The sequence below is a fragment of the Acidovorax sp. 1608163 genome (genome assembly GCF_003669015.1).
In the GTDB taxonomy this organism is placed as follows: domain Bacteria; phylum Pseudomonadota; class Gammaproteobacteria; order Burkholderiales; family Burkholderiaceae_C; genus Acidovorax.
The window spans coordinates 1496518-1511434 of sequence record NZ_CP033069.1; the positions used below are offsets into that span (position 1 = coordinate 1496518).

Genomic DNA, 14917 nt, shown 5'->3' on the forward strand with positions numbered 1-14917 from the left:
GGGTTGTTTTGAATGAAATTGGCCTCTAGCGCTTGGTAAATAAGCGCAAGCAGCTATTGTTTTGGAAACATTTCATGACGCAGTACGAAGTTCGACATTGCACCCACTGCGGCACGCCGCTGGCCTGGATCACGCAGGCAGAAGATGGCGGCGACAAGGCGCGGCTGCGTTGCCCCGCTTGCGGCTGGACGCACTGGAACAACCCCACGCCCGTGCTGGCCGCCATTGTGGAGGTGGGCGGCCAGGTGCTGTTGGCCCGCAATGCGGCCTGGCCCGAAAAGATGTTTGCGCTGATCACCGGCTTCATGGAGGCGGGTGAGTCGCCACAAGAAGGCATTGCGCGCGAGGTGAAGGAAGAGACCAACCTCGACGTGCAGTCCACCACGCTGGTGGGGGCCTATGAGTTTTTGCGCATGAACCAGATCATCATTGCCTACCATGTGGTGGCGCAAGGCGAGGTGCGTTTGTCACCCGAGCTGGTGGACTACCGGCTCTATGATCTGGCAGACCTCAAATGCTGGCCTGCGGGTACCGGTTGTGCGCTGGCCGACTGGCTGCGCACGCGGGGGCATGAGCCCGTATTTTTTACAGAAGAAGAGAACGCAGAGCGACGCCGCGGGCTGGGCCTGCCGCCTAAGGATTGAAGACCATGGAAACCCACAAAGAAATCGACACCCGGGGCCTGAACTGCCCTCTCCCCATCCTGAAGGCCAAGAAGGCGTTGGCTGACATGGCCAGCGGCCAGTTGCTCAAGGTGCTGGCCACCGATGTGGGTTCGCTGCGCGACTTTCAGGCCTTTGCCCGCCAAACGGGCAATGAGCTGGTGGAGCAGCAGACCGTGGGCGAGGAGTTCATTCACATCCTGCGCCGCCGCTGAACGGGCGGCTTGTGCAGGTGGGCCCTGCGTTTCGGCCTAGCCTTTGGGCCCGGCACAGGCCCGTGCGGTAGCTAAATGCCACGGAGGGCGGGGCAGGGCGCCCCGCCTTGGCGCTGATTACAGCGACAAGCCTTTGAGATAGTTGCGGAAGGCGTCGCCCACTTGGGGGTGCTGCAATGCCAGCTCCACGGTGGCCTCCAAAAAGCCTTCTTTGCTGCCGCAGTCGTAGCGCTTGCCTTCGTACTGAAAGGCGTACACGGCCTCGTTTTGCATCAAGCGTGCGATGCCGTCGGTGAGCTGGATTTCTCCGCCTACGCCGCGTGGCTGGTTGCGGATTTCATCAAACACACCGGGCGTGAGGATGTAGCGCCCCGCCACACCCATGCGCGATGGGGCGACGTCGGCCTTGGGCTTCTCCACAATGCGGTTGATGCGAATCAGTGGGCCACCGGCAGGCTCGCCCGCCACGATGCCGTAGCGGTGGACTTGGTCTTCGGGCACTTCTTGCACGGCAATCACCGAACGGCCTTGCTGGCGGAAAGCGGCTGCCATCTGCGCCAGCACGGGCTGGCCGCCTTCAGGGCCCACCATCAGGTCATCGGCCAGCAGCACGGCAAAGGGTTCATTGCCCACCAGTGGCTCAGCGCACAGCACGGCATGCCCCAGGCCCAGCGAGCGGGGCTGGCGCACAAAGGCGCAGTCCATATCGTCTGGCTGAATGGAGCGCACCAAAGCCAGCAGCTCTTTTTTGCCCGCGGTCTCCAGCTCGGACTCCAGCTCGTACGCGGTGTCGAAGTGGTCTTCGATGGCGCGCTTGCTGCGGCCTGTCACAAAGATCATGTGGCGAATGCCGGCGGCATAGGCTTCTTCCACGGCGTATTGGATGAGCGGCTTGTCCACCACGGGCAGCATCTCCTTGGGGCTGGCTTTGGTGGCAGGCAAGAAGCGGGTGCCCAGGCCAGCGACGGGAAAAACAGCTTTACGGATGGTGGATACAGCAGTCATGGAGCTCCTTCTAGAGTGGAATGCGTGCAAAAATAACAGGGCGGCAGCGCTGGTGAGGGCGGCTTAGCCCAGCCGCGCCAGTTGATCGCGCAAGCGGGTCAAGGTGGCGCCAAAGTCGGCGATGCGCTTTTTCTCCTGGTCGATCACGGCGGGCGGTGCCTTGGCCACAAACGCTTCGTTCGAGAGCTTGTTGTTGGCCTTGGTGACTTCGCCGTCAATGCGTGCGATTTCCTTGGACAAACGTGCTTTCTCGGCCGCCACGTCAATTTCCATGTACAGGCACATGCGGGCTTCGCCCACTACGGCCACGGGTGCAGCCTGTGCGGCGGCAGCCCACGCGGCTTCGTCGTCAAATACCTTCACTTCGCTGAGCTTGGCCAGCGCCTGCAGCACGGGGGCTACGCCGCGCATGAAGTCGGTGTCACCCACCACGTACATCGGCAGGCGGGTGGAGGGCGAGACATTCATCTCGCCGCGCAGTGCGCGGCAGGCGTCCACCAAGCCCTTCACGCGGCCCATGTGGGCGATTGAAACCTCATCGATCTTCTCGGGCTGGGCCTGGGGGTAACGAGCGATGCTGACCGACTCACCCTTCAACCCAGCCACGGGCGCCACCGTCTGCCACAGGGCTTCGGTGATGAATGGGATGATGGGGTGCGCCAGGCGCAGGATGGCTTCCAGCGTGCGGATCAGGGTGCGGCGCGTGGCGCGTTGTTCGGCCTCGGTGCCATTCAGGATCTGCACCTTGGCAATCTCCAGGTACCAGTCGCAGTACTCGTTCCAGACAAAGTCATAGATCGTGTTGGCCACGTTGTCCAGGCGGTACTCGGCAAAGCCCTTGGCCACCTCGGCCTCGGTCTTTTGCAGCAGCGACGAGATCCAGCGGTCGGCCTGGCTGAAGTGCATGTAGCCGTGGGCAGCGCCGCCGGGCTGGCACTCTTCCTTGGTGTGCTCCTTCAGGCCGCAGTCCTGGCCTTCGCAGTTCATCAGCACAAAGCGGCTGGCGTTCCAGAGCTTGTTGCAGAAGTTGCGGTAGCCCTCGCAGCGCTTGCTGTCGAAGTTGATGCTGCGCCCCAGGCTGGCCAGCGCCGCAAAGGTAAAGCGCAGCGCATCGGCGCCGTAGGCCGGAATGCCCTCGGGGAATTCCTTTTGCGTGTTCTTGCGCACCGTGGGTGCGGTCTCGGGCTTGCGCAGGCCGGTGGTGCGCTTGTCGAGCAGGTGCTCCAGCGCAATGCCGTCGATCAGGTCCACCGGGTCGAGCACGTTGCCTTCGGACTTGGACATCTTCTTGCCCTGCGCGTCGCGCACCAGGCCGTGGATGTACACGTGCTTGAAGGGCACGCGCCCCGTGAAGTGTGTGGTCATCATGATCATCCGGGCGACCCAGAAGAAGATGATGTCGTAGCCCGTCACCAGCACGGTACTGGGCAGGTACAGGTTGAAGTCGTCGGTGGGCGCATCGCCCTGTTCAGGCCAGCCCATGGTGCTGAAGGGCACGAGGGCCGATGAATACCAAGTGTCGAGCACGTCCTCGTCGCGGCGCAGCGTCTTGCCCGGTGCCTTGGCCTGCGCCTCGGCTTCCGTGCGGGCCACGATCACGTTGCCGTCTTCGTCGTACCAGGCCGGGATCTGGTGGCCCCACCACAGCTGGCGGCTGATGCACCAGTCCTGGATGTTGTTCATCCACTGGTTGTAGGTGTTCACCCAGTTCTCGGGCACAAAGGTCACCTCGCCCGTGGCCACCGCGTCGATGGCCTTTTGCGCAATGCTCTTGCCCGTGGGGTCCTGCTCACTCACCTTGCTCATGGCCACGAACCACTGGTCGGTCAGCATGGGCTCGATGACCTGGCCGGTGCGGGTGCAGATCGGCACCATGAGCTTGTGCTTTTTCACCTCGACCAGCGCGCCGAGGGCTTCGAGGTCGGCCACCACGGCCTTGCGGGCCACGAAGCGGTCCATGCCCTGGTATTTGGCGGGGGCGTTCTCGTTGATGGTGGCCTGCAGCGTCAGCACCACGATCATCGGTAGCTTGTGGCGCTGGCCCACGGCATAGTCGTTCTGGTCGTGCGCGGGGGTGACCTTGACCACGCCGGTGCCGAACTCCTTGTCCACATACTCGTCGGCGATCACCGGAATCTGGCGGTCGCACAGCGGCAGGTTGACCATCTTGCCGATGAGGTGCGTGTAGCGTGCATCCTCAGGGTGCACCATCAGTGCCACGTCGCCCAGCATGGTTTCAGGGCGGGTGGTGGCCACCGTCAGGCTGCCCGATCCATCGGCCAGCGGGTAGGCGATGTGCCACAGCGAGCCGTCTTTTTCTTCGCTCTCGACTTCCAGGTCGGACACGGCGGACTGCAGCTTCGGGTCCCAGTTCACCAGGCGCTTGCCGCGGTAGATCAGGCCCTGCTCGTACAGCTTCACGAAGGTGTCTGTGACCACCTTGGAGAGCTTGTCGTCCATGGTGAAGTATTCACGGCTCCAGTCCACGCTGTCGCCCATGCGGCGCATCTGCGTGGTGATGGTGTTGCCGGACTTTTCCTTCCACTCCCACACCTTGCTCACAAAGTTCTTGCGCGCCTCGGGCGGGGTGGGGCCCATGTCGTAGCGGCTGATGCCTTGTTCCTGCAACTGGCGCTCCACCACGATCTGCGTGGCGATGCCCGCGTGGTCGGTGCCCGGCACCCACACCGTGTTGAAGCCGCGCATGCGGTGATAGCGCGTGAGGCTGTCCATGATCGTCTGGTTGAACGCATGGCCCATGTGCAGCGTGCCCGTCACGTTGGGGGGCGGTAGCTGGATGGAAAACGCTGGCTCGCCCGCCTGCGGCGCGCCCGTGCCACGGTGGCCTGCGGTGCCATACCCGCGCTTTTCCCATTCAGGGCCCCAGTGGGCTTCCAGCGCAGCGGGTTCAAAGGACTTGGACAGGCTTTCGAGGCCGGGTTGTTGCAGGGGCGTGCTCATGGATGGTGTGGTGTTGCAGGAGGCAGCCGCTGGGGCTGCCTCGACAGACAAGAGGGTGAGCCGGGCATTTTAAGGCAGGGCCGAGCGGCTTCGGCCACAGCTGCATTTGTGTCTGTGCCAGAGGGTTACCGGCATCGCCGGGCCTGCCCTGTATGGCCTGGACGGCTCCAAACAAACGGACTGCCCAATGCAAAAAGCCCAAGTGGTAGAACCACTTGGGCTTGCATATGGCGGAGAGGGCGGGATTCGAACCCGCGGTGGGGATTAGCCCACACACGCTTTCCAGGCGTGCGACTTAAACCGCTCATCCACCTCTCCGAAGCCCGCTACTATAGCATTGCTTTTGCGGGTTACGTTTGAACTGTGAGAATTTCTTTCGGGCGCCCCGGGCGGGCGTGTCGTTTACTGGCCGCGCTGCGTGGTCTGCACCATCTTCATGGCAGACCCGATCAAGGCAGACACCTCGGTCATGTTGCTGGGCACGATGAGGGTGGTGGTCGCGTCCGATGCGACTTGGCTGTAGGCCTCGACGGCTTTCTCCGCCACCTTGAGTTGCACGGCCTGCTCGCCGCCGGGCTGGCGGATGGCGGCGGCTACGCGTTCAATGGCGTGGGCGGTGGCTTCGGCCACGGCGGTGATGGAGGCGGCTTCGCCCTGGGCCTTGTTGATGGCTGCCTGCTTTTCGCCTTCGGAGCGGGCAATGAAGGCCTCGCGCTCGCCGGTGGCGATGTTGATCTGCTCCTGGCGGCGGCCTTCGGAGGCCGCAATCAGTGCACGTTTTTCGCGTTCGGCGGTGATCTGGGCCTGCATCGCGTGCAGGATTTCCTTCGGCGGGGTCAGGTCTTTGATTTCATAGCGCAGCACCTTCACGCCCCAGTTGAGCGCCGCTTCGTCAATGGCCTGCACAATTTGCGCGTTGATGATGTCGCGCTCTTCAAAGGTCTTGTCCAGTTCCAGCTTGCCGATGACCGAGCGCAGCGAGGTCTGCGCCAACTGGGTCACGGCCATGATGTAGTTGCTGGAGCCGTAGCTGGCGCGCATGGGGTCGGTGACTTGGAAGTACAGGATGCCGTCCACTTGCAATTGCGTGTTGTCGCGGGTGATGCAGACCTGGCTGGGCACATCGAGCGGGATTTCTTTGAGGCTGTGCTTGTAGGCGACGCGGTCCACAAACGGCACCAGAAAATTCAGGCCGGGGGTAAGGGTGCCGGCGTACTTGCCCAGGCGCTCTTTGACCCAGGCGTTTTGCTGGGGCACGACCTTGACGGAGCGGGCGATGAAGATCACCGCAATGATCAGGAAGACGATGGCAATTTCCATGAGAAGCCTTTGGTTTGCAGGTGAACAAGTAAAAAGAGGTGCGCTAGAAAGAGGGCGTTCAGACCGGGTCGACCAGCAAGCGGTTGCCGACCAACTCGGCCACGCGGTGCATGCCTGTGGCCGGCTGCACGCCCGTGCGGTGGATGGCCGTCCACGTGGCGCCGCGGTACTTCACGCTGCTGGTGCCGTCGGGGTTCCAGTGGTCGATCAGAATGGTTTCGCCCACATCCAGGTTCACACTGCGGTCGGCGCGGGCGGATGGATCTCCGGGGCGCTTGCGCCGCACGGCATGCCAGCCGATGACCGATCCTCCGCCCACCACGGCGGCCGTCACTATTTGCAGTGTGGTGGACATGCCCAGGTGGGCTGCGATGGCTGCAGCGGCCACGCCCAGGGCCAGCATGAGCAAATAGAAGGTGCCAGTGAGCAGTTCTGCCGCCACAATTCCCCCGGCCAATAACCACCAGAGGGTGGATTCCGCCATACAGCCTCCTTGCGTGCGGGCACGCGCCTGTGTGATGTGTTTAGTGCACCACATTCTGGGTCAAAAGGATTGGACTTCAAAGGCGTGACACGGTTATTCCTTACACTTCGCGCCTATTTCGTTTTTTGGCCGGGCAGGGCACGGTTTCACGGAGGCTGCGCATGAAGTTTCGCTTTCCCATCATCATCATCGATGAAGACTATCGTTCCGAGAACACTTCGGGTCTCGGCATTCGCGCGTTGGCGCAGGCCATAGAGGCCGAGGGCTTCGAGGTGGTGGGGGTGACCAGCTACGGCGATCTGTCGCAGTTCGCCCAGCAGCAAAGCCGCGCCAGTGCCTTTATTCTGTCCATCGACGATGAAGAGTTCACTGTGGGCGAGGGACTGGATCCCATCGTTTTGAGCCTGCGCAATTTCATTGGTGAAGTGCGCCGCAAGAACACCGAAGTGCCGATCTACGTGCACGGCGAAACCAAGACCAGCCGTCACCTGCCCAACGACATCCTGCGCGAGCTGCATGGCTTCATCCACATGTTCGAGGACACCCCCGAATTTGTGGCCAAGCACATCATCCGCGAGGCCAAGAGCTACCTCGAAAGCGTGCAGCCGCCGTTTTTCAAGGCGCTGCTCGATTACGCCGAAGACGGCTCTTACAGCTGGCACTGCCCCGGCCACTCGGGTGGCGTGGCGTTTTTGAAGAGCCCGGTGGGCCAGATGTACCACCAGTTCTACGGCGAGAACATGCTGCGCGCCGACGTGTGCAACGCGGTGGAAGAACTGGGCCAGCTGCTGGACCACAACGGCGCCATCGGCGAGTCCGAGCGCAACGCCGCGCGCATCTTCAATGCCGATCACTGCTTCTTCGTGACCAACGGCACGTCCACATCGAACAAGATGGTGTGGCACCACACCGTGGCGCCCGGCGATGTGGTGGTGGTGGACCGCAACTGCCACAAGTCCATCCTGCACAGCATCATCATGACCGGGGCCATCCCCGTGTTCATGAAGCCCACGCGCAACCACTTCGGCATCATCGGGCCCATCCCGCAAAGCGAGTTCGAGCCTGCAGCCATCCAGGCCAAGATCAAGGCCAACCCGCTGCTCAAGGGCGTGGATGCCAAGAAGGTCAAGCCCCGCGTGCTCACGCTCACGCAAAGCACCTACGATGGCGTGCTCTACAACACCGAAACCATCAAGGGCATGCTCGACGGCTACGTGGACAACCTGCACTTTGACGAGGCCTGGTTGCCCCACGCAGCTTTCCACCCGTTCTATGGCAGCTACCACGCCATGGGCAAGAAGCGCGCGCGCCCCCAGCACTCGGTGGTGTACGCCACGCAGTCCATCCACAAGCTGCTGGCCGGTATCAGCCAGGCATCGCACGTGCTGGTGCAGGACTCGCAAACGGTGAAGCTCGACCGGCCCTTGTTCAACGAGGCCTACCTGATGCATACCTCGACCAGCCCGCAGTACAGCATCATTGCCAGCTGCGACGTGGCCGCCGCCATGATGGAGCCGCCCGGCGGCACCGCGCTGGTGGAAGAGAGCATTCTGGAAGCGCTCGACTTCCGCCGCGCCATGCGCCAGATCGAGGACGACTTCGGCAAGAACGACTGGTGGTTCAAGGTCTGGGGCCCTGAAAAGCTCGTGGACGAGGGCATGGGCCGCGCCGAAGACTGGATCATCCGCAGCGACGCCAAGGGCAAGAAGGGCAGCAAGTGGCACGGCTTTGGCCAGTTGGCCGACGGCTTCAACATGCTGGACCCGATCAAGTCCACCATCGTCACGCCCGGCCTGAGCCTGGATGGCAAGTTCGACAAGACGGGCATCCCCGCCTCCATCGTCACCAAGTATCTGGCTGAACACGGCGTGGTGGTCGAGAAGACGGGCCTGTACAGCTTCTTTGTGATGTTCACCATCGGCATCACCAAGGGCCGCTGGAACACGCTGCTGACGGCGCTGCAGCAGTTCAAGGACGACTACGAGAAGAACCAGCCCATGTGGCGCATCCTTCCCGAGTTCTGCCAGCAGCACAAGCGCTACGAGCGCATGGGCCTCAAGGACCTGTGCCAGCACGTGCACGAGATGTACGCCAAGTACGACATCGCGCGCCTGACGACCGAGATGTACCTGTCGGACCTGACGCCTTCCATGAAGCCCTCGGACGCGTACGCCCACATTGCCCAGCGCAAGACCGAGCGCGTGGAGATTGACCACCTGGAAGGCCGCATCACCGTGGGCCTGGTCACACCCTACCCACCGGGCATTCCGCTGCTCATTCCCGGCGAAGTCTTCAACAAGAAGATCGTGGACTACCTCAAGTTCGCCCGCGAATTTGCCAAGCTGTGCCCCGGCTTTGAGACCGACATCCACGGCCTGGTGGAAGTGGAAGACGAAAGCGGCCAAGTCCGCTTCTATGCGGACTGCGTGGCCAACAAGCCCTGATTGCCGCTGAAGGGCCATTCGAGGCCCTGCTTGCCGATAGGGTTTGATTGAAAATGGCTGCTAGCGCTTATCCATCAAGCGCTGGCAGCTATTTTTTTGATAGCTTATTGCCGAATCGATGGGGGCGCCGTGGTGGCAGGCATGTCCAGCCGCACCCGCACAAAGCTGGCAAAGCGCGGCAAGCCGCCCTCGTGTGTGCCGCGAAAGCGGTAGGTCACCCAGCTGCCAATGGGCGGCGGATCGGCGCGGTCGGCGTCGGTCAACCCCGCCCCCAGCTTGAAGCGCTGGCCCGTGGGCATCTCCACCAGCAGCGCGCCCAGCCGCCCGGCGTGTTTGCCCTTGCCCGGCAGGTGGCCCACCACCAGGGCCTCGGTGTCTTCGTGGGTCTTGAGCTTGATGAGATCGTCGCTGCGGCCTGACCGGTACAGCGAGCTGCCTTTGTGCAGCATCAGCCCCTCACCCCCGGCGCGCACCGTGCGTTGCAGCAGGGCCTGCAAGGCGGCATCGGTGGCCACACGTTGCTGTGGCACGGCTTGCACCCAGTTTTGCTGAATGGATGCGACCAGCGTCTTCAAGGCCCCCAGCCGTTCGTCAAAAACACCACCATGGGCGGGCAGATCAAACACCATGAAGCGCATCTGCCGCCAGGCGGCGTCATCGGGCTGCTGCTGGCGCGTGGTGGACTGGGCATGCCCAAAGCGCCCGCGTCCGGCCCACAGTTCGCCATCCATGGGCGTGGCGGGCCAGCCTGCGGTAAACCACGCGGGCGCGGCCACCGTTTCTCCACCCCGCGTGCGCAGCGTGTGTCCATCCCAGTAGCCGCGCACGCCGTCGTACTTCTCGCTCACCCAGTAGTCGGCCAGCGGCATGCCAGGGCGGTACACATTGGCGAGCAGCAGGGCGGGTGCGCCTGCGGCCCAGGCCTGGGGGAGGGCCAGCGTGAGGAGAGGGCTCAGGGGCGCCAGGCCCAGCCAGGTCAGGCAGCGTCTGCGGTGCATAGGGCGATGTGGAGTGCTATCAAAAAAATAGCTTCTAGCGCTTATGGGGTAAGCGCTAGAAGCCAATTTATTACGGAGCCTGTTCAGCCCGGCCGGGTTTTAGACCTGGTCAGCGCTCAGGCCTGCGGTCTGGCTGAAGCCACCGTCCACGTAGGTGATCTCGGCCGTCATGCCGCTGGCCAGGTCGGACAGCAGGAAGGCGGCCACATTGCCCACGTCTTCAATCGTCACATTGCGGCGCAGGGGCGATGCATCGGCCACGCGGGACAGCAGCTTGCCGAAGTCCTTGATGCCGCTGGCTGCCAGGGTCTTGATGGGGCCCGCGCTGATGCCGTTGGCGCGGATGCTGCGGCCGTCTTCGGTGCGGCCCACGGCCTCGGCCAGGTAGCGCACCGAGGCTTCCAGGCTGGCCTTGGCCAGGCCCATGGTGTTGTAGTTGGGGATGGAGCGCAGCGCGCCCAGGTAGCTCAGCGTGATCAGCGACGACTTGTCATTGAGGTAAGGCAGGGCCGCCTTGGCCATGGCCGGGAAGCTGTAGGCGCTGATGTCGTGCGCAATGCGAAAGCCTTCGCGGCTCAGGCCGTCGAGGAAGTTGCCGGCAATCGCCTCGCGGGGGGCAAAGCCAATGCTGTGCACAAAGCCGTCAAATTGGGGCCACACCTGGGCCAGGTCGGCAAACATGCGCTCGATCTGCTCATCGCTGCCCACATCGCAATCAAAGATCAGCTTGGAGTTGAACTCGGCGGCAAAGTCGGTGATGCGATCCTTGAAGCGCTCGCCCACGTAGCTGAAAGCCAGCTCGGCGCCTTGTTCGTGGCAGGCCTTGGCAATGCCGTAGGCGATGGAGCGGTTGGACAGTACGCCGGTGATGAGCAGCTTCTTGCCGGTCAGAAAACCCATGTTTGTTCTCCTTGTGGAATGGGGATGGGGCCTGCAGGCGCAGTGCATGTGGATATGCGCTGCCTGCTGCAGTGGCCGATGAACGTAGTGCAGAATTGTCGCATGCGGTTTTGGCTTACTTTTTTGCTGGTGGGATGTATGGGCAGTGCTGCGCCCGCCTGGGCGGCCCATGCTTACGCCCTGTGGGGCGAGCCCAAATACCCTGCCGGGTTTGACCACTTTGCCTACGTGAACCCCGATGCCCCCAAGGGCGGGGAGCTGCGCTTGGTCAGCAACCTGCGGGTGTCTACGTTCGACAAGTACAACCCATTCACCATCAAGGGCAACGCCCCGGCGTACCTCTCGTCGCTGATGTTTGACTCACTGCTGGTGGGCGCGCAGGACGAGACTGCCACGGGCTACGGCCTGCTGGCCGAGGATGTAGACGTGGCACCCGATGGCCTCTCGGCCACCTTCAAGCTGCGGCGCGAGGCGCGCTTTCACAACGGCAAACCGGTGCTGGCGCAGGACGTGAAGCACAGCTTCGACACCCTGGTGGGGCCCTTCACTTCGCCCGCCTACAAGAGCCTGCTGGTGGATGTGGCAGGGGTGGACGTGGTGAACGACCACACCGTGCGCTACCGCTTCAAGCAGCCCAACCGCGAGCTGCCCCTGACCGTGGGCGGCCTGCCCGTGTTCAGCCGCGACTGGGGTGTGGAAAACGGCAAGGCCAAGCCGTTCGACCAGGTGGTGACAGACACCCCCATCGGCAGCGGCCCCTACAAAATTGGCCCGGTGCAGTTTGGCAAAGACATCACCTATGTACGAGATCCGCAGTACTGGGCCCGCGATTTGAACGTGCGCAAGGGCACGGCCAACTTTGACCGCGTCCTCGTCAAGATCTACAAGGACAACACCGCGCGGCTGGAGGCCTTGAAGGCGGGCGAGTTTGACCTGATGCGCTTTTTCAGTGCGGGCGACTGGGCCCGCCGCGTCACGGGGAAAAAATTCGACACTGGCGAGCTGGTCAAGGGCGAGTTCCAGCACAAACTGCCCTCGGGCTTTCAGAGCTACGTGCTCAACACCCGCCGCCCCATGCTGCAGGATGCACGGGTGCGCGAGGCGCTGGGCCTGGCCATGGACTACGAATGGATGAACCGCCAGCTGTTCTACGGTGCCTACCAGCGGGTCAATGGCCTGTTTGGCAACACCGCCTGCGAAACCCGGGGCACGCCATCCGATGCAGAACTGGCATTGATGGAGCCCTGGCGCAAGGCTATCCCCGCTGCCGCTTTTGGCCCCATGACGGTGCCGCCCCGCACCGACGGCGATTCATCGCTGCGCGCCAATTTGCGCCGGGCGCAGGCCTTGCTCAAAGAGGCGGGCTGGGAAGTGCGCGATGGCGCCCTGCGCAACGGCAAGGGCGAGGCCATGGTGCTTGAATACATGGACAGCAACGAAGGCGGTGTGCGCACCGTGACGCCGTGGATGCGTGCGCTGGAAAAGCTCGGCATCACGCTCAAGTTCCGCTCGGTGGACTTTGCCCTGTACCAGCAGCGGCTGCAGAAGTTTGACTTTGACATCACCTCCATGGCTTATCAGGGCACCAACAACCCGGGCCAGGAGTTTGCCGACATGTTCGGCAGCGCGGCGGCCGACGTGGAAGACTCTGGCAACTTTGCGGGCGTCAAGAACCCTGCGGTGGACGCAATGATCAAGGCGATGACCTCTGCCAAGACCGAAGCCCAACTGCTGCCCGCCTGCCACGCGCTCGAACGCATCATTGCGCACAGCCACTACCTCATCCCGCAGTGGGCGGCTGGCACCCACCGCATGGCCTTCAACGCCTGGCGCCTGGCGCGGCCCGACACCATGCCGCCCTATGCCAGCGGCGAAGGTTGGGCGATTGACACCTGGTGGGCGCGCAACCCACCGCAAACGGCCCCAGACAAGCGCTAACTCGGCGCTGCCTGATCGCTTCACTGCTCTGTTGCCCAACGCAAATACAACGCACGGCCCCCTCCCATTCAGCCATCCAGCCCATGTTTGCTTACATCCTCAAGCGGTTTTTGCTGATGTTCCCCACCTTGCTCGGGGTGCTGCTGCTCACCTTTGTGGTGGTGCAGTTTGTGCCCGGTGGCCCGGTGGAGCAGTACATGGCCGAGGCCAAGGCTGGCGCTGCGGGCGGTGGCGGTGCCGAGGGCGGCGGCATGAGCTACCGCGGCGCCCAGGGCGTGGACCCCAAGCGGCTGGATCAGATCAAGGCCCTGTACGGTTTTGACAAACCGGCCCACGAGCGTTTCTTTCAAATGCTGGGTCAGTTTGCGCGGTTTGATCTGGGCAAGAGCTTTTTCCAGAACAAGGACGTGTGGACCCTGGTGAAAGAAAAGCTGCCGGTCTCCATCAGCTTGGGCCTGTGGACTTTCTTCATCAGTTACCTGGTGGCCGTGCCACTGGGCGTGGCCAAGGCTGTGCGGGCGGGCTCGCAATTTGACTTGGTCAGCACCTTGCTCGTGTTGGTGGGCTACGCCATTCCGGGCTTTGTGCTGGGGGTGGCGCTGCTGGTGGTGTTTGGCGGGCAGCTGCAGTGGTTCCCACTGCGGGGGCTCACGTCTGCCAATTGGGAAGAGCTGTCGCTGTGGGGCAAGGTTACCGACTACCTCTGGCACATTGCGCTGCCCATCACGTCCATGGTGCTGGGCAGCTTTGCGGTGACCACCATGCTCACCAAGAATGCGTTTTTGGAAGAGATCCGCAAGCAATATGTGCTCACCGCCCGCGCCAAGGGCCTGAGCGACCGGCAGGTGCTGTGGAAGCATGTGTTTCGCAATGCGCTCATTCCCATCATCACCGGCTTTCCGGCCGCGTTCATCGGCGCGTTTTTCACCGGCTCCCTGCTGATCGAAACCTTGTACTCGCTCGATGGCCTGGGCCTGCTCAGCTACGAAAGCGTGATCCGCCGCGACTACCCCGTGGTGCTGGGCACGCTGTACCTGTTCACGCTGATCGGTCTGGTGACCAAGCTGGTGAGCGACCTGTGCTACGTGTGGGTAGACCCGCGCGTGAAGTTTGATTGAAAGACACGCATGCCATCGACGCGCACGCCATTTGCATCTTTGCCCGCCGACGTGATAGAGCTCACCGTGCATCTGCTGCAGGCCCAATTGCCTGGGCTGCTGGCGGTGTATGCCTATGGCAGCCAGGTGCAAGGCACGGCAACGCCTCAGAGCGATCTGGACTTGGCGGTGCTGGTGGCTGGTTACGCCGATGTGCACCAGCTGTGGAGTTTGTCGGGCGAGTTGGCTGACGTGGCCGGTTGTCCTGTCGATTTGCTGGATTTGCGCGCTGCTTCCACCGTGATGCAGTACCAAGTCATCATGCAGGGCGTGCGGTGTTGGGCCAGAGATGCCCAGGCTGCCATCTTTGAGAGTACTGTCCTGAGCGAAAAGACCGAGCTGGATGCTGCACGGGCTGGCTTGCTGGCGGACATTCAACTGCGTGGGAGTGTGTATGGCCGATGACGTGCTGATCAACAAGGCCGCAACGATTGAGCGCTGTGTGCTGCGCGCGCGCGAAGAGTATTTCAGTGACCCCGCCAGTTTTGCCACCAACTTCAGCCGCCAGGACGCCGCAATTTTGAACATTCAGCGCGCCTGCGAGGCCGCGCTGGACATGGGGCAACATTTGATCAGGCGTGACCGGCTAGGCGTTCCGCAAAGTGCGCGGGATGTGTTTGCCCTGCTGGCCCGCGCCAGCCGCATTGAACAGGGGCTGGCCGCAGGCCTGCAGCGCATGGTGGGCTTTCGCAACATTGCGGTGCATGACTACCAGAGCCTGCAATTGCCCATTACCGTCGCCATCATTGAAAAGCACCTGGACGAATTTTTGCAGTACAGCAAGGCCCTCTTGTTGCACGACGCTGCATGACTTTGGACAAGCAGGCAACCAT

Annotated in this window: 13 protein-coding genes and 1 tRNA gene; 7 read left to right on the forward strand and 7 right to left on the reverse strand. The window is 62.7% G+C overall.

Annotated features, from left to right (window positions below; translation table 11 throughout):
• The first annotated feature begins 74 nt into the window (after positions 1-74).
• Entirely contained in the window at positions 75-644 is a 570-nt protein-coding gene (locus tag EAG14_RS06690; RefSeq protein WP_121728419.1) for an NUDIX domain-containing protein, read from the forward strand.
• Between the two features lie 5 nt (positions 645-649).
• The gene (locus tag EAG14_RS06695; protein WP_099656114.1) at positions 650-877 is read left to right on the forward strand and encodes a sulfurtransferase TusA family protein; all 228 of its coding nucleotides are present in this window, start codon (positions 650-652) and stop codon (positions 875-877) included.
• Between the two features lie 117 nt (positions 878-994).
• Here EAG14_RS06695 and galU read toward each other — a convergent pair whose 3' ends face one another.
• The 5 genes from galU to EAG14_RS06720 form a co-directional block, all read right to left on the reverse strand.
• Positions 995-1882, reverse strand: a complete 888-nt coding sequence (gene galU / locus EAG14_RS06700) for a UTP--glucose-1-phosphate uridylyltransferase GalU (protein ID WP_099656113.1) — start codon at positions 1880-1882, stop codon at positions 995-997.
• A gap of 63 nt (positions 1883-1945) precedes the next feature.
• On the reverse strand, positions 1946-4843 hold the full coding sequence (locus EAG14_RS06705) for a valine--tRNA ligase (protein WP_121728420.1): 2898 nt from the start codon (positions 4841-4843) through the stop codon (positions 1946-1948).
• 228 nt (positions 4844-5071) lie between these two features.
• Positions 5072-5161: transfer RNA gene (locus EAG14_RS06710), tRNA-Ser, on the reverse strand.
• An 84-nt stretch (positions 5162-5245) separates the two neighbouring features.
• Positions 5246-6163, reverse strand: coding sequence for an SPFH domain-containing protein (locus EAG14_RS06715; RefSeq protein ID WP_099656054.1), 918 nt, complete (start codon positions 6161-6163; stop codon positions 5246-5248).
• Positions 6164-6221: 58 nt separating this feature from the next.
• Positions 6222-6647, reverse strand: a complete 426-nt coding sequence (locus EAG14_RS06720; RefSeq protein WP_099658716.1) for an NfeD family protein — start codon at positions 6645-6647, stop codon at positions 6222-6224.
• A 161-nt stretch (positions 6648-6808) separates the two neighbouring features.
• On the opposite strand from EAG14_RS06720, the gene EAG14_RS06725 reads away from it, so the two are divergent.
• Positions 6809-9091 carry an arginine/lysine/ornithine decarboxylase gene (locus tag EAG14_RS06725; protein ID WP_099656053.1) on the forward strand — a complete coding sequence of 761 codons (2283 nt, stop codon included), beginning with the start codon at positions 6809-6811 and terminating at the stop codon, positions 9089-9091.
• A 104-nt stretch (positions 9092-9195) separates the two neighbouring features.
• On the opposite strand, the gene EAG14_RS06730 is transcribed toward EAG14_RS06725, so the two are convergent.
• Together EAG14_RS06730 and fabI are read right to left on the reverse strand one after the other, a co-directional pair.
• Positions 9196-10089 (reverse strand): DNA ligase, encoded by an 894-nt coding sequence (locus EAG14_RS06730; protein ID WP_121728421.1) that lies wholly within the window; start codon positions 10087-10089, stop codon positions 9196-9198.
• Positions 10090-10188: 99 nt separating this feature from the next.
• Positions 10189-10989: an enoyl-ACP reductase FabI gene (gene fabI, locus EAG14_RS06735; protein WP_099656051.1), complete on the reverse strand. Its 801-nt coding sequence runs from the start codon at positions 10987-10989 to the stop codon at positions 10189-10191.
• Positions 10990-11091: 102 nt separating this feature from the next.
• Here fabI and EAG14_RS06740 point away from each other — a divergent pair, with 102 nt between their 5' ends.
• The 4 genes from EAG14_RS06740 (at position 11092) to EAG14_RS06755 (ending at position 14895) form a co-directional block, all read left to right on the forward strand.
• Entirely contained in the window at positions 11092-12927 is a 1836-nt protein-coding gene (locus EAG14_RS06740; RefSeq protein ID WP_121730338.1) for an extracellular solute-binding protein, read from the forward strand.
• Between the two features lie 83 nt (positions 12928-13010).
• Entirely contained in the window at positions 13011-14045 is a 1035-nt protein-coding gene (locus tag EAG14_RS06745; protein WP_121728422.1) for a microcin C ABC transporter permease YejB, read from the forward strand.
• A gap of 9 nt (positions 14046-14054) precedes the next feature.
• Entirely contained in the window at positions 14055-14489 is a 435-nt protein-coding gene (locus EAG14_RS06750; RefSeq protein ID WP_121728423.1) for a nucleotidyltransferase domain-containing protein, read from the forward strand.
• Positions 14479-14895: a DUF86 domain-containing protein gene (locus EAG14_RS06755; protein WP_121728424.1), complete on the forward strand. Its 417-nt coding sequence runs from the start codon at positions 14479-14481 to the stop codon at positions 14893-14895. The genes EAG14_RS06750 and EAG14_RS06755 overlap by 11 nt, the downstream gene beginning before the upstream one ends.
• Positions 14896-14917 lie beyond the last annotated feature (22 nt).

Excerpts from the sequence above, each read along its gene's own strand:
- EAG14_RS06690 (WP_121728419.1), top strand. The coding sequence starts at position 75 with ATGACGCAGTACGAAGTTCGACATTGCACCCACTGCGGCACGCCGCTG.
- EAG14_RS06695 (WP_099656114.1), top strand. The coding sequence starts at position 650 with ATGGAAACCCACAAAGAAATCGACACCCGGGGCCTGAACTGCCCTCTC.
- galU (WP_099656113.1), bottom strand. The coding sequence starts at position 1,882 with ATGACTGCTGTATCCACCATCCGTAAAGCTGTTTTTCCCGTCGCTGGC.
- EAG14_RS06705 (WP_121728420.1), bottom strand. The coding sequence starts at position 4,843 with ATGAGCACGCCCCTGCAACAACCCGGCCTCGAAAGCCTGTCCAAGTCC.
- EAG14_RS06715 (WP_099656054.1), bottom strand. The coding sequence starts at position 6,163 with ATGGAAATTGCCATCGTCTTCCTGATCATTGCGGTGATCTTCATCGCC.
- EAG14_RS06720 (WP_099658716.1), bottom strand. The coding sequence starts at position 6,647 with ATGGCGGAATCCACCCTCTGGTGGTTATTGGCCGGGGGAATTGTGGCG.
- EAG14_RS06725 (WP_099656053.1), top strand. The coding sequence starts at position 6,809 with ATGAAGTTTCGCTTTCCCATCATCATCATCGATGAAGACTATCGTTCC.
- EAG14_RS06730 (WP_121728421.1), bottom strand. The coding sequence starts at position 10,089 with ATGCACCGCAGACGCTGCCTGACCTGGCTGGGCCTGGCGCCCCTGAGC.
- fabI (WP_099656051.1), bottom strand. The coding sequence starts at position 10,989 with ATGGGTTTTCTGACCGGCAAGAAGCTGCTCATCACCGGCGTACTGTCC.
- EAG14_RS06740 (WP_121730338.1), top strand. The coding sequence starts at position 11,092 with ATGCGGTTTTGGCTTACTTTTTTGCTGGTGGGATGTATGGGCAGTGCT.
- EAG14_RS06745 (WP_121728422.1), top strand. The coding sequence starts at position 13,011 with ATGTTTGCTTACATCCTCAAGCGGTTTTTGCTGATGTTCCCCACCTTG.
- EAG14_RS06750 (WP_121728423.1), top strand. The coding sequence starts at position 14,055 with ATGCCATCGACGCGCACGCCATTTGCATCTTTGCCCGCCGACGTGATA.
- EAG14_RS06755 (WP_121728424.1), top strand. The coding sequence starts at position 14,479 with ATGGCCGATGACGTGCTGATCAACAAGGCCGCAACGATTGAGCGCTGT.